The sequence below is a fragment of the Microbacterium sp. W4I20 genome (genome assembly GCF_030816505.1).
Classification (GTDB): Bacteria; Actinomycetota; Actinomycetes; order Actinomycetales; family Microbacteriaceae; genus Microbacterium.
The window spans coordinates 599,157-616,005 of the sequence record NZ_JAUSYB010000001.1; the positions used below are offsets into that span (position 1 = coordinate 599,157).

The 16,849-nt window shown below is 67.9% G+C and carries 22 protein-coding genes; 3 read left to right on the forward strand and 19 right to left on the reverse strand.

All coding sequences use genetic code 11. The features are described from left to right. Nucleotides 1–97: 97 nt before the first annotated feature. The gene (locus QFZ21_RS02935; RefSeq protein WP_307374254.1) at nucleotides 98–1,159 is read left to right on the forward strand and encodes an AI-2E family transporter; all 1,062 of its coding nucleotides are present in this window, start codon (nucleotides 98–100) and stop codon (nucleotides 1,157–1,159) included. Nucleotides 1,160–1,168: 9 nt separating this feature from the next. Here QFZ21_RS02935 and QFZ21_RS02940 read toward each other — a convergent pair whose 3' ends face one another. The 9 genes from QFZ21_RS02940 to rpsB form a co-directional block, all read right to left on the reverse strand. Continuing rightward, nucleotides 1,169–1,885, reverse strand: a complete 717-nt coding sequence (locus QFZ21_RS02940; protein WP_307381192.1) for an alpha/beta hydrolase — start codon at nucleotides 1,883–1,885, stop codon at nucleotides 1,169–1,171. 2 nt (nucleotides 1,886–1,887) lie between these two features. Next, on the reverse strand, nucleotides 1,888–2,175 hold the full coding sequence (locus QFZ21_RS02945; RefSeq protein ID WP_307374255.1) for a hypothetical protein: 288 nt from the start codon (nucleotides 2,173–2,175) through the stop codon (nucleotides 1,888–1,890). A 9-nt stretch (nucleotides 2,176–2,184) separates the two neighbouring features. After that, a complete protein-coding gene (locus QFZ21_RS02950; protein ID WP_307374257.1) occupies nucleotides 2,185–2,763 on the reverse strand; it encodes a transglycosylase SLT domain-containing protein in 579 nt (192 codons plus the stop codon). A gap of 159 nt (nucleotides 2,764–2,922) precedes the next feature. Next, nucleotides 2,923–3,504: a DivIVA domain-containing protein gene (locus QFZ21_RS02955; RefSeq protein WP_307374259.1), complete on the reverse strand. Its 582-nt coding sequence runs from the start codon at nucleotides 3,502–3,504 to the stop codon at nucleotides 2,923–2,925. Beyond that, a complete protein-coding gene (locus tag QFZ21_RS02960; protein ID WP_307374261.1) occupies nucleotides 3,504–4,646 on the reverse strand; it encodes a phosphatidate cytidylyltransferase in 1,143 nt (380 codons plus the stop codon). Before QFZ21_RS02960 ends, QFZ21_RS02955 begins: the two co-directional genes overlap by 1 nt. A 5-nt stretch (nucleotides 4,647–4,651) precedes the next feature. Further along, a complete protein-coding gene (frr, locus tag QFZ21_RS02965; RefSeq protein ID WP_307374264.1) occupies nucleotides 4,652–5,206 on the reverse strand; it encodes a ribosome recycling factor in 555 nt (184 codons plus the stop codon). Nucleotides 5,207–5,274: 68 nt separating this feature from the next. Then, complete coding sequence (gene pyrH / locus QFZ21_RS02970; protein ID WP_307374266.1) at nucleotides 5,275–5,991, reverse strand: UMP kinase; 717 nt, start codon at nucleotides 5,989–5,991, stop codon at nucleotides 5,275–5,277. A gap of 91 nt (nucleotides 5,992–6,082) precedes the next feature. After that, nucleotides 6,083–6,910 carry a translation elongation factor Ts gene (gene tsf, locus QFZ21_RS02975; protein ID WP_307374268.1) on the reverse strand — a complete coding sequence of 276 codons (828 nt, stop codon included), beginning with the start codon at nucleotides 6,908–6,910 and terminating at the stop codon, nucleotides 6,083–6,085. Between the two features lie 45 nt (nucleotides 6,911–6,955). Continuing rightward, nucleotides 6,956–7,939 (reverse strand): 30S ribosomal protein S2, encoded by a 984-nt coding sequence (gene rpsB / locus QFZ21_RS02980; RefSeq protein ID WP_307374270.1) that lies wholly within the window; start codon nucleotides 7,937–7,939, stop codon nucleotides 6,956–6,958. A 320-nt stretch (nucleotides 7,940–8,259) separates the two neighbouring features. Between rpsB and QFZ21_RS02985 the strand changes: the two genes are divergently transcribed. Beyond that, nucleotides 8,260–8,775: a murein hydrolase activator EnvC gene (locus QFZ21_RS02985; RefSeq protein ID WP_307374272.1), complete on the forward strand. Its 516-nt coding sequence runs from the start codon at nucleotides 8,260–8,262 to the stop codon at nucleotides 8,773–8,775. 50 nt (nucleotides 8,776–8,825) lie between these two features. On the opposite strand, the gene QFZ21_RS02990 is transcribed toward QFZ21_RS02985, so the two are convergent. From QFZ21_RS02990 to QFZ21_RS03035, 10 genes are all read right to left on the reverse strand, one after another. Further along, on the reverse strand, nucleotides 8,826–9,728 hold the full coding sequence (locus QFZ21_RS02990; protein ID WP_307374274.1) for a tyrosine-type recombinase/integrase: 903 nt from the start codon (nucleotides 9,726–9,728) through the stop codon (nucleotides 8,826–8,828). Nucleotides 9,729–9,802: 74 nt separating this feature from the next. Next, entirely contained in the window at nucleotides 9,803–10,300 is a 498-nt protein-coding gene (locus tag QFZ21_RS02995; RefSeq protein ID WP_307374276.1) for a DNA-processing protein DprA, read from the reverse strand. Then, nucleotides 10,297–11,010 carry a DNA-processing protein DprA gene (locus QFZ21_RS03000; protein ID WP_307374279.1) on the reverse strand — a complete coding sequence of 238 codons (714 nt, stop codon included), beginning with the start codon at nucleotides 11,008–11,010 and terminating at the stop codon, nucleotides 10,297–10,299. The genes QFZ21_RS02995 and QFZ21_RS03000 overlap by 4 nt, the downstream gene beginning before the upstream one ends. Then, nucleotides 11,007–12,536: a YifB family Mg chelatase-like AAA ATPase gene (locus tag QFZ21_RS03005; protein ID WP_307374281.1), complete on the reverse strand. Its 1,530-nt coding sequence runs from the start codon at nucleotides 12,534–12,536 to the stop codon at nucleotides 11,007–11,009. The genes QFZ21_RS03000 and QFZ21_RS03005 overlap by 4 nt, the downstream gene beginning before the upstream one ends. Further along, the gene (locus QFZ21_RS03010) at nucleotides 12,533–12,895 is read right to left on the reverse strand and encodes a YraN family protein (RefSeq protein WP_307374284.1); all 363 of its coding nucleotides are present in this window, start codon (nucleotides 12,893–12,895) and stop codon (nucleotides 12,533–12,535) included. Before QFZ21_RS03010 ends, QFZ21_RS03005 begins: the two co-directional genes overlap by 4 nt. 158 nt (nucleotides 12,896–13,053) lie before the next feature. Then, nucleotides 13,054–13,380, reverse strand: coding sequence for a DUF2469 family protein (locus QFZ21_RS03015; RefSeq protein ID WP_017204525.1), 327 nt, complete (start codon nucleotides 13,378–13,380; stop codon nucleotides 13,054–13,056). A 69-nt stretch (nucleotides 13,381–13,449) separates the two neighbouring features. Next, entirely contained in the window at nucleotides 13,450–14,109 is a 660-nt protein-coding gene (locus QFZ21_RS03020) for a ribonuclease HII (RefSeq protein WP_307374292.1), read from the reverse strand. Beyond that, on the reverse strand, nucleotides 14,106–14,831 hold the full coding sequence (lepB, locus tag QFZ21_RS03025; protein ID WP_307374294.1) for a signal peptidase I: 726 nt from the start codon (nucleotides 14,829–14,831) through the stop codon (nucleotides 14,106–14,108). Before lepB ends, QFZ21_RS03020 begins: the two co-directional genes overlap by 4 nt. A 118-nt stretch (nucleotides 14,832–14,949) precedes the next feature. Further along, nucleotides 14,950–15,297: a 50S ribosomal protein L19 gene (gene rplS / locus QFZ21_RS03030; protein WP_120776970.1), complete on the reverse strand. Its 348-nt coding sequence runs from the start codon at nucleotides 15,295–15,297 to the stop codon at nucleotides 14,950–14,952. A 169-nt stretch (nucleotides 15,298–15,466) separates the two neighbouring features. After that, nucleotides 15,467–15,955 carry an MFS transporter permease gene (locus tag QFZ21_RS03035; protein WP_307374297.1) on the reverse strand — a complete coding sequence of 163 codons (489 nt, stop codon included), beginning with the start codon at nucleotides 15,953–15,955 and terminating at the stop codon, nucleotides 15,467–15,469. 110 nt (nucleotides 15,956–16,065) lie between these two features. Here QFZ21_RS03035 and map point away from each other — a divergent pair, with 110 nt between their 5' ends. Next, nucleotides 16,066–16,848, forward strand: coding sequence for a type I methionyl aminopeptidase (gene map / locus QFZ21_RS03040; RefSeq protein WP_307374299.1), 783 nt, complete (start codon nucleotides 16,066–16,068; stop codon nucleotides 16,846–16,848). The last annotated feature ends 1 nt before the right edge of the window (nucleotide 16,849 follow it).

Genomic DNA, 16,849 nt, shown 5'->3' on the forward strand with positions numbered 1-16,849 from the left:
GCCCACAAACCGGTGCACTGTCCCAGCGCTCGGCACGTCGCCAGCTCTCTGCACGGCCCGCTCGATAGCCTGATTGCATCCGTTTCGAGGAGCCCCGATGAAGATCCACAACCCCTTCCGCACCGCCCTGGTGGCGACGCTCGGCGTGGGCCTCGGCATCCTGCTGATCAGCAGCGTCGAGACGCTCTCGACTGTGCTCCTCTATCTCGGGACGGCTCTCTTCCTGAGTCTGGGACTCGACCCGCTCGTGTCCTTCCTGGAGCGGCGACGGCTCCCCCGCTGGTTGGCCGTGCTGGTGACGATCCTCGCGGTGCTGGCGATCTTCGTCGGCATAATCCTGATCGTTCTGCCGGTCCTCGTGAACCAGATCTCCCAGCTCATCGCGCAGATCTCCGTGATCGTCCAGCGCGATGAGGCGATCAACGACCTCAAGCAGTGGATGCAGGATGCCTTCCCGAACCTCAAGGTGGACGAGGTCTTCAACTACGCCGTGGACTGGCTGAACACGAACCTCACCGACATCGGAGGATCAATCGGTCAGGGAGTGCTGGTGGCCAGTGGCGCCGTGCTCAGCGGTCTCTTCGGGGCGTTCATCGTCCTCATCCTCACCATCTACCTCACCGCGTCGACGCCCTCCTTGAAGCGGGCGGTGTACCAGCTCGTGCCCGCCTCCAAGCGCGAGCGCTTCATCGACCTCTCGGAGCAGATCACCGATTCAGTCGGCTACTACGTGATGGGTCAGGTGACCCAGGGAGTGATCAACGGCGTGCTCAGCGCCATCTACCTGAGTATCATCCAGGCGCCGTTCCCCGCGGTCCTCGCCGTCGTCGCGTTCTTCTTCTCGCTGATCCCGCTGGTGGGAACCCTGACCGGATCGACGATCATCGTGCTCGCCTGCCTGCTGCCCGGCGTGGGCTCACCCGGTATCGCGATAGCCGCGGCGATCTACTACCTGATCTACATGCAGATCGAGGCCTACGTCATCTCGCCGCGAATCATGAGCCGCGCCGTGTCGGTCCCGGGGGCGGTCGTCGTCGTCGCCGCGCTCGCGGGCGGCAGCCTGCTCGGACTGCTCGGCGCGCTCATCGCGATCCCGGTGGCCGCCAGCGTCCTGATCATTTACCGCCAGGTGCTCATCCCTCGGATGAACGAACGCTGACGACCGTGCTCACTCCTCCGACGGCCAGTGCGTCGCGAGCGGGAGCGCGTTCGGATTCACGGCGGCGACGATCTCGGTGAGCACGCGCCTGGTCTGGGTCTCGCCCACCCACAGGTGCTTGCCGCCTTCGACCGCGATCAGCTGCGCGTGCGGGATCGACGCAAACCGTTCGCGAGCCTCGGCCGGACGCAGATAGTCGTCCAGCTCGGGCACCAGAACCACGACGGTGCGATCGGTCATCGCCCAGGCCGCGACCTCGGCATCCGACGCCCGGTGGAGCGGGGGCGACAGGAGGATGATCCCCTCGATGTCATGCTCACGTCCGTACTTCAGCGCGAGCTCGGTGCCGAACGACCAACCCACGAGCCACGGCCGGGGCAGCTGCCACTCTCGGACGAACGCCATGGCCGCCGCGACGTCGAACTGCTCCGAGGCGCCGCCGTCGAATGTCCCGCCGCTGGTGCCGCGAGGCGAAGTCGTGCCTCGGGTGTTGAACCTCAGCACCGCGAGATCCGCGAGAGCCGGCAGCCGCGCCGCAGCCTTGCGGATGATGTGCGAATCCATGAAGCCACCGGCGGTCGGCAGCGGGTGCAGCGTCACGAGCGTCGCCGCGGGGGCGGCACTCTCCGGCAGCGCCAGTTCGCCGACGAGCGTCAGCCCATCGGCTGTTCCGAGTTCGATGTCCTCCCGATGCGCCGGAAGCTCCAGCGGTCCGCGGATCTCCATGCTCACGCCATCCTCCAACAGTGTGTGTGCCAGTGCCGTCGCGCTGCGAGGTCGGCCGCATCCCCGAGCACGCCGTCCGCGCGCCAGGCGACGAGATGCGCGGTTCCCTGGGGAATGCCTCGCCCACAGCCGGGACACACGTATTCCTTCACCGCTTGCACGGCCGATACGGGCTGCACCGTCCACTCGCTGCCACGACGAACCTCAGATCGTTTCCACCCGGCGATCAGACGCTCGAGCGAGTCGTCGGGTTCAGGGCGCGCGGAAGGTCGTCTGCGGGAGCGGGGCATCGTGCCTGCTCACCACCAGTGGTTGTTGATCCAGAAGTTGTACGCGCCCGCCCAGCTGCCGTACCGGCCCGTCGCGTATCCGCTCGCCCAGCGGAGGTTGTCGACCGGGTTGTAGCCGTTACCGGGAACCTTGCTGCACGGCAGGGCCTGAACGAGACCGCACGCACCTGAAGAGGAGTTCGTCGCGTTCGGGTTCCAGCCGCTCTCGCGGGAGACGACGTAGTCGACGTACTGCCAGTCGCTCTGAGCGATGCCTGCCGCGGCCATCCATTCGGCCGGTGCTCCGCCACCCGTGTACGGCGGGAGGGACCCTCCGCCGGTCGAGCCGCTGTTGGATTCCGATGCCACCACGGGCTTCGGCTTCGGCTTGGGCTTCGGCTTCACGTAGACCTCGAATGATCCGCGCTCGACGGGGGTGATCGCCGCGCCTTCCACTGTCACCGTGAGGTTCTGCGTGTCGGCGAGAGCGACCGAGTAGGCCGAGTCCGGAGCATCCGCAAGGGCCGGCTCAGCGAGGGCCACCCCGGTCGGTGCGACCATCGCGCCGGCGAAGCCGACGACCGCGAGGGCACTGAAAACGCTGACCACGCCGCGTCGTCTCGACCATCGTCTGGTACCCGCGCGCGCCGGATTGCGCATCGCTGCAGGGACCTGCGACGAGCCGCTACGTTCGAGATTCATGTCGTTTCGGGAGTTCACGATGAGAGACAGTCTACGCAAAGGTCCCTGAGACGGCCATCAGGAAGCTCAGCGAACAGCGAGAATCACGTCGATCGTGGCATCGAGGAGGGCGTCGACCTGCTCTTCGCGGTAACCGCCGCGCTGCATCCGGAACGCCGCCGACCGCAGCTGCTCCGGGGTCAATGCATCCCCGTCGCGAAGGTAGCGGACGATGCGCGTCGCCACGTGGTCGACCTCATCGATGCGATAGCCGAAGGTGAGGACACCGGTACGCGCGAAGCGATGACGGCGCGGACGGGCGAGGTGATCCAGGATGACCTGGGCGTCGTCGCGCGCCTGCTCCACCCAGGCGCCAGCGCCCTGTGCGCGTACCACGCGCTCCCGTTCTCGGGCCGCGAACGCGTCTTCGACGCGGCCCAGCGCGGCATCCACATCCGCGACGACGTACCCGTCCTTGACGAGCGGGAACGATGCGGTGCGCACGTCGGCCGCGCCGAGCTCGTCTCCCCCGGTCTCGAACGCACGTCGGGCAGATGCCAGGAAGGTGTCGACCGCTGTGCGGTGATAGCCGCGGGTGCGACCGCTGGTGAGCGCGAACGCGGGGGGCTGCTCGGCCACCGTCTGCTCGTCGATCCGCTCTTCGTTCATCAGATGACCACCCAGGGAGAGAGGAGGAAGTAGAGCCCGAGCGCGGGGATCGTCGACGGGAGGATGCTGTCCAGGCGGTCGAGGAGGCCGCCGTGGCCGGGAAGCCAGGAGCTCATGTCCTTGATGCCGAGGTCGCGCTTGAGCATGGACTCGCCGAGGTCTCCCAGAGTCGCCGTGAGCAGGATGCTCGCTCCGATGATCAGTCCCGCCCACCAGGGGAGGTCGAGGAGGAACATCGCCAGCAGCACGCCGGCCGCGAGAGATGCGAGGACGGCGCCGCCGAATCCCTCCCAGGTCTTCTTCGGACTGATCTTCGGCGCCATCGGGTGGCGTCCGAACGCCAAGCCGGCCGCATAGGCGCCCGTGTCCGCCGCGACGGCGATCGCGATGAAGCTGAGGACCCACCACTGCCCGCCCTCCTGGACGAGCAGGATGAGGGCGACCCCGGCGAGGAACGGCACGTAGATCTGCACGAAGCCGCCGATCACGGCGTCTGCGAGCACGTCGCCGTACGTACGGCCGTCTTGGGCGACCATCTGACCGACGAGTCGCCACACGATGACGAACGCCACGGAGACGAATACCACGACCCAACTCAGCCATGGCTCCGCGAAGTAAGCGGCGAGCACCAGGACGGCGGCAGCGATGAGCTGCGGAACGACATCGACTCGACGCCCGGAGGCGCGCAATGCTCTCGTCAGCTCCCACACGCCCAGCAGTGCGGCCGCGAGGGCGAACGGCACGAAGAGCGCCTTGATGAACAGGAGCGAGGCCAACAGAGCGGCGCCGAAGGCCAGACCGATCACCGTGGCGAGGATCAGGTCGCGCCCGGTGCGCTGCTTGATGCGCTCATTCGCCTGATCGAGCTGATCGCGGGCGTAGGAGACGTGGCTGTTGAGCTCGTCTCTCCGTACGCGCCACTGCTCACGGATCGCGTTGTGATCCGCCGTGTCGAGCGGCGAGGAGCCGTGCAGGTCCGCGTCGACGGGAGGCAGAGGCGGGCGAGGAGGAACGCTCGCGACGTCGAACGACGGGAAGGCCCCGTCCACGAGCGGGATACCGTTGTCGGGCGCCGCCGCACCACGCGCGCCCAGGCGCGCCGACGGTTCGCCCTCCTCGGGATCTCGCGTGACTTCGGACATCGTGACTACACCTCGAGGAGTTCTGCCTCTTTGCGCTTGAGAGCGTCGTCGATCAGGTCGACGTGCTGACGCGTCAGCGCGTCGAGCTCCTTCTCCGCGCGTGAGATCTCGTCCTCGCCCAGTTCGCTCTTCAGCGCGTCGAGCTCGTCCTTCGCCTTGCGACGGATGCCGCGGACGTGCACCTTCGCGTCCTCGGCCTTGGTCTTGACGAGCTTGACGTACTCCTTGCGGCGCTCCGCCGTCAGCTCGGGCATCGAGACCCGCACCAGGTTGCCGTCGTTGGTCGGGTTGGCGCCGAGGTTCGGCATGTCGCGCACGGCCTGCTCGATCGCCTTGAGGGCAGACTTGTCGTACGGCGTGATGATGAGGGTGCGAGCCTCCTGGTTCGCCAGCGACGCGAGCTGCGCCAACGGCGTCGGGGTGCCGTAGTAGTCCACCAGCACCTTCTGGAACAGCTGCGGGTTCGCACGACCGGTGCGCACCGTGGAGAAGTCCTCCTTGGCAGCCTCGACCGCCCGAGACATGCGAGAGGTGGTTTCAGCGAGGACGTCCGCGATCACGGTGGCTCCTATCGTCGGGGTGTTCTGGAAATTCTATCGGGCGAAGCCGTCTCCGCCCGCTCACACGCTCAGGCGGTGACGAGTGTACCGATCGGCTCACCGAGCAGGGCGCGCGTGACGTTGCCGGCGGGCTCCATGCCGAAGACCCGCATGTCCATGTTGTTGTCCATGCAGAGGCTGAACGCCGTCGAGTCGACGACCTTGAGGCCGCGCTGGAGCGCGTCGCGGTAGGTGACACGCTCGATGCGCTCTGCATCGGCGTGCTTGTTCGGGTCGGCGGTGTAGATCGCGTCCACGCCGTTCTTCGCGACGAGGACCTCTTCCGCCCCGATCTCGAGCGCGCGCTGCGCGGCGACGGTGTCGGTCGAGAAGTACGGAAGACCGGCGCCCGCGCCGAAGATGACGACGCGCCCCTTCTCCAGGTGCCGCTCGGCGCGCCGGGGGATGTACGGTTCAGCGACCTGCGTCATGGCGATCGCGGACTGCACGCGCGTGGCGGCGCCCGCCTGCTCCAGGAAATCTTGGAGCGCGAGAGCGTTCATCACCGTGCCGAGCATGCCCATGTAGTCGGCACGTCCGCGATCCATGCCCCGCTGGCTGAGCTCCGCTCCGCGGAAGAAGTTGCCGCCGCCGACCACGATGGCGACCTCGACCCGGTCGACCGCTGCGGCGATGTCGCGCGCGATCTGACCGACCACGTCGGGGTTGACGCCGAGCTGCCCGGCGCCGAATGCCTCCCCGGAGAGCTTGAGAAGGACGCGACGGCGTCCGGTGCGTTCGGTCATGGGGGTTGTCCTCTCGTCCCGATTCAAGATAGTGCCTCGTGGGCACGAAGAAGGGGTTCGGATCTCGATGATCCGAACCCCTTCGACAGTGTTACGCGCCGACCTTGAAGCGCGCGAAGTCCGTCACGGTGATACCGGCGTCCTTCGCCACCTGGGCGACAGAGAGCTTGTTGTCCTTCGCGTAGTCCTGCTCGAGCAGGGCGACCTGCTTGATGAACGCGGAGACGCGGCCCTCGACGATCTTGGGCAGTGCCGCTTCCGGCTTGCCCTCGTTGCGGGAGATCTCGGTGACGATCTCGCGCTCCTTCTCGACCGCGTCAGCCGGAACGTCCTCGCGAGCGAGGTACGACGGGTTGGCGAACGAGATGTGCTGAGCGATGCTGCGCGCCGTCTCGGCGTCGTCACCCGTGTAGGCGACGACGACACCGATCTGCGGAGGCAGGTCCTTGCTCGTGCGGTGCAGGTACACCTCGACCTTGTCGCCGGTGACCGTGCGCACGCGGCGCAGTTCGACCTTCTCGCCGATGATCGCGGCTTCTTCCGAGATCAGCTGCTCGACGGTCTGCGAACCGGCCGTCGCAGCGAGAGCGGCCTCGAGCGTGTCGGCCTTGACGGCCGCGACAGCGTCGGCGACCTTCTCGGCGAGGGTGATGAAGCGGTCGTTCTTGGCGACGAAGTCGGTCTCGCAGGCGAGCTCGATGAGCGTCACGGCGCCATCCTGCTCGCGAGCGACGATCAGGCCCTCACTGGTGGAACGGTCAGCGCGCTTCGCGTTGCCCTTCGCACCCTTGAGGCGCAGGATCTCGGTGGCCTTCTCGACGTTGCCGTCAGCCTCCTCGAGCGCCTTCTTGGTGTCGACCATGCCCGTGCCGAGCTGCTCGCGCAGCGCCTTGAGGTCAGCGATGGTGAAGTTGGCCATGTGTGGTGGCTCCTTGCTTCGTGAAAGTGGGTATGTTCGCGGGAATTACTTGGCGTCGGTCGCTTCGGCGGCGGCGACCTCAGCGGTCTCCTCACCGGAAGCGGCGGCGATCGCCTCGTCGTGCGCCTCAGCGCCGGCCTCGTCGGCAGCGGTCTCGTCGGCTGCGGGCGTCTCGACGACGGCGGCCTCGTCGGCAGCGGTCTCGACCTCAGCGGCGTCAGCGGACTCCTGGACCTCGGGAGCGTCAGCAGCGTCGGCCGCAGGCGCCTCGTCGGCGGGGGTCTCGAGAAGCTCGCGCTCCCAGTCCGCCAGCGGCTCAGCGTCGCCGGTCTCCGGGTTGTGCTTCTGCTGCAGGCCCTCGGCCGCGGCGTCGGCGATGATGCGCGTCAGCAGCGAGACGGAGCGGATCGCGTCGTCGTTGCCGGGGATCGGGTACTGGAAGTCGTCCGGGTCGGCGTTCGTGTCGAGGATGCCGATCACGGGGATGCCGAGCTTCTTGGCCTCATCGATCGCGAGGTGCTCGCGCTTGGCGTCGACGACCCAGATGGCCGACGGCGTCTTGGTGAGGTTGCGGATTCCGCCGAGCGACTTGTGCAGCTTGTCGAGCTCGCGCTTCTTGAGGAGGAGCTCCTTCTTCGTGAAGCCGCTGTTCGCGGGGACCTCGTAATCGAGTTCCTCGAGCTCCTTCATGCGTGCGAGACGCTTGGAGATCGTCTGGAAGTTCGTGAGGAGTCCACCGAGCCAGCGCTGGTTCACGAACGGCTGGCCGACGCGAGTGGCCTGCTCGGCGAGGATCTCCTGCGCCTGCTTCTTGGTGCCGACGAAGAGGATCGTGCCACCGTGGGCGACGGTCTCCTTGACGAAGTCGTAGGCCTTGTCGATGTACCCCAGCGACTGCTGCAGGTCGATGATGTGGATGCCGCTGCGCTCCGTGAGGATGAAGCGCTTGACCTTCGGGTTCCACCGACGCGTCTGGTGTCCGAAGTGCACGCCGCTGTCGAGCAGCTGGCGGATGGTGACCACAGCCATGGTCGTCTCCTTGTTCTGGCGCGTTGATGCGCCGTTGAGGTTTCTGCCGATCTGGTGATCGGACTTCCTGGTGCCCGGCGCACACCCGCCCGCTCGTGGAGCGGGACCTGTGGGAGTGGATGCCGCGACCTCTGTCTTCTCAGACGCCGGTCGCTGTGGGCACGCGTAGTCACCCCGATATCGAGGTGCTCCCCCAGCATACAGGACGTGGGGTGCTCACATGCCCTGCACGAGCGGAGGTCTCCGCTGTTTCTCCCCCGGCACCGCAGGGTCGACGTTCGGCGGCCGGGTCGCCCCCGAGCATCGAGCAGGATGCCGTCATGCGTCTCGCCTCACGAACGGCCCTGATCGTCCTGGTCCTCGTCCTCCTATCCGTGTCGATCGGCCGGAGCGCCTCCGCCGCCGACAGCGATGCCGAGGGCACCTGGCTCTGGCCGCTCGACGGCGCGCGGCGGATCGCCGAGCCTTTTCGCGCGCCCGCGCACGAGTACGGAGCCGGGCACCGCGGTGTAGATCTGGTCGCATCGCCGGCAGCAGTCGTCCGCGCTCCCGCGGACGGCGTCGTGGCGTTTCGCGGAACGGTCGTCGACCGGGCGCTGCTGACGATCGAGCATGAGGGCGGATTCGTCTCGACGTTCGAGCCGGTGACGTCGACACTCGACCCGGGCGACGCGGTGTCGGCGGGAGACGAGATCGGAGTTCTCGCCGTCGGAGGACATGCTGCTGCCGGAACTCTCCACGTGGGAGTGCGTCTCGAGGGCGACTACATCAACCCGATGCTGATGTTCGGCTCGGTGCCCCGTTCCGTGCTGCTCCCCTGCTGCGATGCGCTGTAGGAGCCGACACTGCGCGCAGCCCGCAGGCAGGCCAAGGCGTCCGGGCGCACTCAGGCCCGTGGATGTGCGAGCCGGTAGGTGGCGGACAGTCTTTCGGCAGAGACGTGGGTGTAGATCTGCGTCGTGCCGAGGCTGGCGTGGCCGAGGATCTCCTGCACCGCCCGCAGGTCGGCGCCTCCGTCGAGGAGGTGCGTCGCTGCCGTGTGACGGAGCGCGTGCGGTCCGACGGTCTCGGCACCGACGATCGGTCCGAGCACGCGTGCGACGAGCGAGTACACGGTGCGTGGACCGATTCGACCACCGCGCGCGCCGAGCATCACCGCGGGCGTTCCTACCGAGGCCCGTGCGACCAACACCGGTCGCGCGCGTCGGAGGTACGCCGCGACGGCATCCCGAGCGGGAGTCCCGTACGGGACGACGCGCTCTTTGGAGCCTTTGCCGAGCACCCGCGCGGTGCCGCGGTCGAGATCGAGGTCGTCGATGTCGAGTCCGCAGAGCTCCGAGACGCGGATGCCGGCGCCGTACAGCAGTTCCAGGATCGCATGATCGCGCAGCGCGATCGGGTCCCCTGAGTCGGCCGCCGTACGCTGCGCGTCGAGGAGCCCGGACATCGCGTCGTGGGACGCGACCGTGGGAAGGGTGCGGCCCTTCTTGGGGGCGATCAGGCGAAGGCTCGGATCGTGCTCGACGAGCCCCTCCTCCTGCGCCCAGCTGAAGAAGGAGCGGGCGGCGGCGGCGCGGCGAGCGAGCGTGGAGCGGGCGTCTCCGCGCTGGGTCGCCCGCCAGAGCCAGTCCCGCAGCGCTTCGAGGTCGACCGCGTCGAGGTCGACCTGTCCTGCCGACGCACCGAGGTCGCGCAGATCGGAACGGTAGGCCTTGACGGTCGCCGGCGACAGCCTGCGCACCTTCTCGAGGTGCTCGGCGAACGCCTCTGCGGCCTCGGCGAGTTCCATGCGTCCAGCTTGCCTCCGATAGTGCGGTGACGTTCAACGCCTCGCCGGGGCTAACGCTGCGCCTGGGCAGGCTCTCAATCGCTCCCTGCCGCGACGCGATGCCACCCGCGCTCATCTCGAGCCACTCTGCCGTCCAGGTCGAGGAACCCGAGCAGCTCGCGGACGCGGTCTGGTGAGAGTCCTGATCGACGGGCGAGCTCGGTCTCCGAGATCCTCGATCGCGAACTCAGCGCGTCGAGCAGGCGGACCTGATCCGGGTCGATCGCTTCTCCGCGCTCCACCTGAGCGGGTAGCACACCCCACATCTCCCGCACCTCGGCGGCGGACGTCACGCACTGGGCGTCGTATTCGCGCAGCAGCCGATGACACCCCGCCGAGGATGCCGACGTCACCGGTCCTGGCACGGCGCCGAGAGGCCTTCCAAGGGCAGCGGCATGGCCGGCGGTGTTCAGCGAGCCGCTGCGCCACCCCGCCTCGACGACCACGGTCGCCTGTCCCAGCGCTGCGATGAGACGGTTCCTTGCGAGGAATCGCCATTTCGTGGGGGCCGCACCGCACGGCGGCTCGCTCACGACGGCGCCCGCCTCGACGATCTGCCGCAGAAGCTGCTGATGACCCGCGCCGGATAGGCGCGGTCCACGCCGCCCGCGAGGAAGGCGATGGTGGCCCCTTGCACACCGAGCGCGGCACGATGGGCTGCGCCGTCGATACCGTAGGCGCCGCCCGACACGATGACGGCGCCCGTGGCTGCGAGGTCACCGGCGAGTTCTGCCGCGACGTGCTCGCCGTAGCCACTCGCCGCGCGCGCTCCGACGACGGCAACCCGCGGCTCGGCGACGAGCAGCTCCGGTCGACCGCGCACCCAGAGTGCGCTCGGCGCGTTCGCCTCCAGGTCGTGGAACGACGACGGCCAGAACTCATCACCGGGCACCAGCAGCGTCGCATTCACGTCGAGCGCTCCCCGCAGAGCATCGCGCACGGCGCGAGGATCGGCGCGAGGTCGCCACCGCGCGCGCCCCTCCGCCATCGCGCGGCGTGTGGCGTGACCACCCCGCTCCGTCGCCTTTCCCATCGGTGAGGCCTGTCCAGACCGGTTGCCGAGCGCGAAGTCGAGGGCATCGGCGGCCCCGAGCTCGGCGATGAGGGTGCCCGCCACGGCGTCACCCGGCTCCGCGATGACTGTCCAGGCCGCGCGCGCGACGGCATCGGCCACGTCGTGCTCCCCGCGGATCCGGCGGGCCAGTTCGACGAGGTCTTCGTGGGCGAGAAGCGCGTCCATCATGGTGTCAGTCCTCTCTTCAGATGCAGAGCGCGACCGATCTCGGCGGCACCCGGCGATTCGATCTCTCCGAGGTCGGCCATCGTCCACGCGAGCCGCAGTACCCGGTCGTAGCCCCGAAGCGTCAGGGCTCCTCTCTCGAGTGCCCTGTCGAGCGTCGATCGGACCGTCGGCGGGAGCCGGAGTTCGCCCTGCCGCAACCAGGTTCCCGGCACATCGGCGTTGCGATGCCACGGAGTGCGGGCCCAACGGCGCGCCGCGCGTGCCCGAGCGCTCACGACACGCGCGAGCGCCTGCGCCGTCGTCACCTCGGCGCGGTTCCCGGCGGTCGCCCGGGAGGCGGCCACCCGTCTCACCTGCAGGTCGATGTCGATGCGATCTCGCAGAGGCCCCGAGAGGCGCGTGGCATAGCGGCGGATCGCCATCGGCGGGCACATGCACTCGGCTCCTCTGACTCCGTGATTCCCGCACGGGCAGGGATTCATCGCGAGAAGGAGCTGAAACCTCGCCGGGAACCGGGCGGTGAAGCCCGCACGGTGCACCTCGATCACTCCGGCCTCGAGAGGTTGACGCAGAGCGTCCAGGGCGACACGCGAGAACTCCGCGGCCTCATCGAGGAACAGCACACCGCCGTGTGCACGGGCGATCGCTCCCGGCCGCGCTGCGCGCGACCCACCGCCGACCAATGCCGCCACCGAGGCACTGTGATGTGGGGATTCCAACGGGGGCAGCAGATCGAGAGCCGTGACCGGTTCACCACTGAGCGACCGGATCGACGCGACCTCCAGGGCTTCCTCCTCAGTGAGCGGCGGCAGGATCCCCGGCAGCCGCCGAGCCAGCATCGTCTTCCCGGCACCGGGCGGTCCGCTGAGAAGCAGGTGATGCCCTCCGGCAGCCGCGACGATGAGCGCGTCAACGGCTTCTTCCTGGCCGACCACGTCCGACAGGTCGAGCACGTCGTCGCTCTGAGAGCCGGATGACGCCGACACGACAGCCTCCACCTCCATCACCTCGACATCTGCACCATGCCAGCAGGCGACCTCCGCGAGCGACGCCGCCGCGCGCACCTCGACACCCGGCACCAGCCTTGCCTCCGCCTCATTCCCTCGCGGTACGATGACGCGCTCGAATCCTGCCTTTGCCGCCGCGAACACCGCGGGAAGAACCCCGGGGACAGGGCGTATCCGACCATCGAGCCCGAGCTCGCCGATGTGGACGGTGCCGGCGATCGCTCGCCGTTCGATCGATCCACCGGCCGCCAGCGCGGATACGGCGATGCCGAGATCGAAACCCGCCCCCTGCTTGGGCAGGCTCGCCGGTGACAGGTTCACGGTGAGGCGCCGTCGTGGCAGATCGAGCCCGGCGTTCTTGCAGGCGTTGTGCACGCGCTGCACGGCCTCCCCGAGCGACTTGTCCGGCAGACCGATGATCTTGAATTCGGGCGTCTGGTTCGACAGATCGGCCTCGACCTCGACGAGATGCCCGTCGACGCCGGTGAGCGCGACCGCCCAGGTACGCGCCGTGCTCACGTGATGTCCACGAGATGCTCGAGCGTACCGTTCGCCGGGTCGGTGCCGACGATGCCGATCGCTTCGATCCGCACGACGAGACCGCGGGCGAGATCGGGATGGGCCGCCTGCCACGCACGGGCGAGTCCCCACAATCTCCGCCGTTTTCGCTCGTCGATCGCCTCGAAGGGATGACCGAACGCCACCGAACGCCGTGTCTTCACCTCGACCACCGCGAGGTGTCGTCCACGCGAGGCGACGATGTCGATCTCACCCTGACCACAGCGCCAGTTCCGGTCCAGAACGGCGTAGCCGCTCTGCGTCAGATGCTGCGCGGCGCGCTCTTCGCCTGCTCTGCCGAGTTCATCCTTTGCTGCCATGCCCTCAGCATCGTGCGAGGAGACGACGCCAGACGCCGTCGATCAGCGATGATCGCAGTCTTTCGGGACAAGTCGTCGATCGGCCGCGCTGTGGAGAAGGCCCGAAGACGGTGACACTCTCCGCGCGACGCCGAGAAGGTCCTCGAGTTGGGCGAGCGTCATTCTCCGTCGAGAGAAAGCTCCTGCGGGAGCTCGAACTCGCGCCGCTGAAGCTCCTCGACGTTCACGTCCTTGAACGTGAGCACGCGCACCGCCTTGACGAAGCGGTCAGCGCGGTAGATGTCCCACACCCACACGTCGCTCATCGAGATCTCGAAGTAGAAGTCGTGTTCGGTGTCCCGGCGGACGACATTGACCTCGTTGGCCAGATAGAACCGGCGTTCGGTCTCGACGACGTACTGGAATTGGGACACCACGTCCCGGTACTCCCGGAACAGAGCCAGCTCTAGTTCGCGGTCGTAGTCGTCGAAGGCTTCCTCATCCATGATGTGTCCATCCTAGAGTCGCCGAGCGCCCCTCGCGGCATCCGGCCAGAGGCCCGCGCCCCGCGCGCGTCAGAACAGGGTCGGAGCGTCGGTGATCGCCCAGGACGCGCGGTGGAACGGCGAGAGCCCGACCGCGCGGATGGCCTCCCGGTGCTCCGGGCTCGCGTAGCCCTTGTTCCGATCCCACTGATAGTCGCGATGGCTTCCGTGAAGCTCGGCCATGTACCCGTCACGGGCTACCTTCGCGATCACCGATGCCGCCGACACCGATGCGCAATCGCGATCGGCCTTGATCACCGGCCGCACCCGGAGCGGCACCGGGTGCACCTTGGACACGTAATCATGATTGCCGTCGAGCAGGATGAGCGCGTTCTCGATCCCCGCCCCCTGGTCGACGACCGCCTGCACCGCGCGCGACGCAGCCAGCCCGAGAGCACGCATGATCCCGACCTCGTCGATCTCCGCAGCACTCGCCCAGCCCACGGCCGATGCCTGCACCCAGGCGGCGGCGCGCGCTGCGACATCCGGCCGACGCTTCTCTGTGACCAGCTTCGAGTCCCGCAGTCCTTCAGGCACTCGTCGTCGGGCGCCTGCGGCATCCATGACGGCGGCCCCCACGGCGACCGGACCGGCAAGGGCCCCGCGGCCGACCTCGTCGAGCGAGATGAGCAGCTCGCACTCCCCCAGCAGGCGACGTTCCAGGGTCAGCCTCGGCGTGATGACGGTCATTCCGCGTCCGGAACTCCGTTGAAGCTCTGGTGATGGCCGTCGATCGCACCCATCCGGTCCAGAGGCCATGTGGTGAGGAAAGCCTTGCCGACGATGTTTCCCAGCGGGACGAATCCACCGCTCGGCAGCTCCTGGTGCGCCCGGGAGTCGCGCGAGCGATCGCGGTTGTCGCCGAGCAGCCAGACCGACTCGTCGGGGACGACGACATCGAACGGCTCGTCCGAGGCTGCGGTGTCTCCCTCGGGGAGATTCAAGTAGTCGAGCTCGTCGATGGGAGCCCCGTTGATGGTGATCTGCCCCAGGGCGTTGCAGCACACCACATGGTCGCCGGGGAGGCCGATCAGCCGTTTGACGAGATGGTCCTGCGAGTCAGTCGCCGAGATTCCGACGAAGTTGAGAACCCAGTCGACAGCCTGCACGAGGGGAGGCTGCGCGGGCTTCTGCGGCTCCGGATCCAGCCAGCCGCCCGGATCCTTGAACACGACGACATCACCGCGCTCGTAAGCGGCCCACCGCGGCGTGAGCTCATCGACGAGGATCCGGTCCTTGACCAGCAGCGTGCGCTCCATCGATGCCGACGGGATGTAGAAGGACCGCACGACGAACGACTTCACGACGAACGAGACGAGCGCGGCGATCACCACGATCACCAGCACGTCGCGCAGGAAGATGAGGAACCCTCGACGACGTCGGGTCGCAGGCGCGGATGAGGAGTCGGTCATCAGGTTCCTTCACAGTCTTTCACCGCCGAGATCGCGGCCGTATCAAGGTTCGCACACCGGGGAGAGAACACAGCACCCCGGGACATCGTGTCCCGGGGTGCTGTGGAGATGCTGCGCGTCAGCGGTCGCGCTTCTCCTTGATCTTGGCCTTCTTGCCACGGAGCTGGCGAAGGTAGTAGAGCTTTGCGCGGCGCACGTCACCGCGGGTGACGACCTCGATGTGGTCGATCACCGGCGAGTGCACCGGGAAGGTGCGCTCGACGCCCACCTGGAAGCTGATCTTGCGGACCGTGAAGGTCTCGCGCACACCGTCGCCCTGGCGGCCGAGGACGACGCCCTGGAACACCTGGATACGCGAGCGGGAGCCCTCGGTGATGTTCACGTGAACCTTCACGTTGTCACCGGGGTTGAAGACGGGGATGTCGGAGCGGAGTGAAGCCGCGTCGACAGCGTCGAGGATCTGCATGATCGTCTCTCTCTGCACTCGCCACAGGTCGGATGCATGTATTCAAAGGAACAAGAAAGGGAGTGTGCCGAACGGCGCTGACGCGACCGCGGGCTCCCCTGTGGCAGAGCGGGTCACGGCACAAAGGACCATTCTGCCACGGATGCGGTCCCCGACCAAAACGGTCCGGTCAGCGGTGATCGTCGCTCTCGCGGACGACGATGACCTCGTGTGCGCGGGTCGGCGGCGCCTGCTCGTCGGCAGCCGGGATCGTCGACCACGAGATCGTCTCGCGCAAGCGCGCGCCGCTCCCCTTCGCCTCGTCCCACAGCTGCCAGAGCTGCAACCAGATGAGCGCGATCCCGACGACGATCGCTGCGGTGAGCAACCAGCCGAACGCACCGTCGATGAAGAACCCGACCGCGATCGTGAGTCCGTGCCACAGCGAGAATCCTGCGACGTCCCACCAGGAGACGGCGCGCTCCACGCGGACCGACGGCCGGGAACGCGTCAGCAGGGTGAGGAGCAGCTGCCCGAGGAACACGGAGGGCAGGGCGATGAACAGCACCCAGAGGATCGACCAGCCGCCCTGGAAGACGCCCCAGCCGATCAGCAGCCACAAGGGCAGCAGGAAGGCAGCCGGAAGCAGCCACCGGAAGAACGCCTGACGCAACCACATGGTCAGATCGTACGACGCCGCGATGACGCAGACCCCGGTGTTCGCTGTGAGCGCGCGGCAGCGCGGCACTCCGGCGATCAGGGAGAATGGAACGGACGAGAGGACACCCGATGATCGAACTGCGCACCCCCGCCGAGATCGACGAGATGCGCGCCGCGGGACGTTTCGTGGCCGAGACGCTGGCCACCCTGCGGGACGAGACCAAGGTCGGGACGAACCTGCTCTCGATCGACCGCCGCGCCCACGACATGATCCGCAAGGCGGGCGCGGAGTCCTGCTACATCGACTATCACCCCTCGTTCGGGGCGAGTCCCTTCGGGAAGGTCATCTGCACCTCGGTGAACGATGCCGTGCTGCACGGCCTCCCCCACGACTACACCCTGCGCGACGGCGACCTCGTGACCCTCGACTTCGCCGTGTCCGTCGACGGCTGGGTCGCAGACTCGGCCGTCTCCTTCATCGTCGGCACGCCGCGCGAGGAGGACCTCCGCCTGATCGACACCACGGAACGCGCGCTGGCAGCCGCGATCGAGACGTCTGTGGTCGGGAACCGCATCGGCGACATCTCCGCGGCGGTCGCCGCGGTCGCCCATGGGGAGGGCTACTCGATCAACACGGATTTCGGCGGCCACGGTGTCGGCCGCACGATGCACGGCGACCCGCACGTCGCCAACGACGGCCGCGCCGGGCGAGGCTTTCCGCTGCGCTCCGGACTCGTGCTCGCGCTGGAACCCTGGTTCCTCGCGACCACGGACGAGCTCGTGACCGATCCCGACGGCTGGACCCTGCGCAGCGTCGACGGCTCGCGTGGTGCCCACTCCGAGCACACGATCGCGATCACCGAAAGCGGTCCGATCATCCTGACCGATCGCTCGTTCCTCGGCGTCGACTGAG

What these genes read in the sequence shown, in the direction of transcription:
- QFZ21_RS02935 (WP_307374254.1), top strand. Translation starts at nt 98, where the DNA reads ATGAAGATCCACAACCCCTTCCGCACCGCCCTGGTGGCGACGCTCGGC.
- QFZ21_RS02940 (WP_307381192.1), bottom strand. Translation starts at nt 1,885, where the DNA reads ATGGAGATCCGCGGACCGCTGGAGCTTCCGGCGCATCGGGAGGACATC.
- QFZ21_RS02945 (WP_307374255.1), bottom strand. Translation starts at nt 2,175, where the DNA reads ATGCCCCGCTCCCGCAGACGACCTTCCGCGCGCCCTGAACCCGACGAC.
- QFZ21_RS02955 (WP_307374259.1), bottom strand. Translation starts at nt 3,504, where the DNA reads ATGAACGAAGAGCGGATCGACGAGCAGACGGTGGCCGAGCAGCCCCCC.
- QFZ21_RS02960 (WP_307374261.1), bottom strand. Translation starts at nt 4,646, where the DNA reads ATGTCCGAAGTCACGCGAGATCCCGAGGAGGGCGAACCGTCGGCGCGC.
- pyrH (WP_307374266.1), bottom strand. Translation starts at nt 5,991, where the DNA reads ATGACCGAACGCACCGGACGCCGTCGCGTCCTTCTCAAGCTCTCCGGG.
- tsf (WP_307374268.1), bottom strand. Translation starts at nt 6,910, where the DNA reads ATGGCCAACTTCACCATCGCTGACCTCAAGGCGCTGCGCGAGCAGCTC.
- rpsB (WP_307374270.1), bottom strand. Translation starts at nt 7,939, where the DNA reads ATGGCTGTGGTCACCATCCGCCAGCTGCTCGACAGCGGCGTGCACTTC.
- QFZ21_RS02985 (WP_307374272.1), top strand. Translation starts at nt 8,260, where the DNA reads ATGCGTCTCGCCTCACGAACGGCCCTGATCGTCCTGGTCCTCGTCCTC.
- QFZ21_RS02990 (WP_307374274.1), bottom strand. Translation starts at nt 9,728, where the DNA reads ATGGAACTCGCCGAGGCCGCAGAGGCGTTCGCCGAGCACCTCGAGAAG.
- QFZ21_RS03000 (WP_307374279.1), bottom strand. Translation starts at nt 11,010, where the DNA reads ATGATGGACGCGCTTCTCGCCCACGAAGACCTCGTCGAACTGGCCCGC.
- QFZ21_RS03010 (WP_307374284.1), bottom strand. Translation starts at nt 12,895, where the DNA reads ATGGCAGCAAAGGATGAACTCGGCAGAGCAGGCGAAGAGCGCGCCGCG.
- QFZ21_RS03015 (WP_017204525.1), bottom strand. Translation starts at nt 13,380, where the DNA reads ATGGATGAGGAAGCCTTCGACGACTACGACCGCGAACTAGAGCTGGCT.
- QFZ21_RS03020 (WP_307374292.1), bottom strand. Translation starts at nt 14,109, where the DNA reads ATGACCGTCATCACGCCGAGGCTGACCCTGGAACGTCGCCTGCTGGGG.
- lepB (WP_307374294.1), bottom strand. Translation starts at nt 14,831, where the DNA reads ATGACCGACTCCTCATCCGCGCCTGCGACCCGACGTCGTCGAGGGTTC.
- rplS (WP_120776970.1), bottom strand. Translation starts at nt 15,297, where the DNA reads ATGCAGATCCTCGACGCTGTCGACGCGGCTTCACTCCGCTCCGACATC.
- QFZ21_RS03035 (WP_307374297.1), bottom strand. Translation starts at nt 15,955, where the DNA reads ATGTGGTTGCGTCAGGCGTTCTTCCGGTGGCTGCTTCCGGCTGCCTTC.
- map (WP_307374299.1), top strand. Translation starts at nt 16,066, where the DNA reads ATGATCGAACTGCGCACCCCCGCCGAGATCGACGAGATGCGCGCCGCG.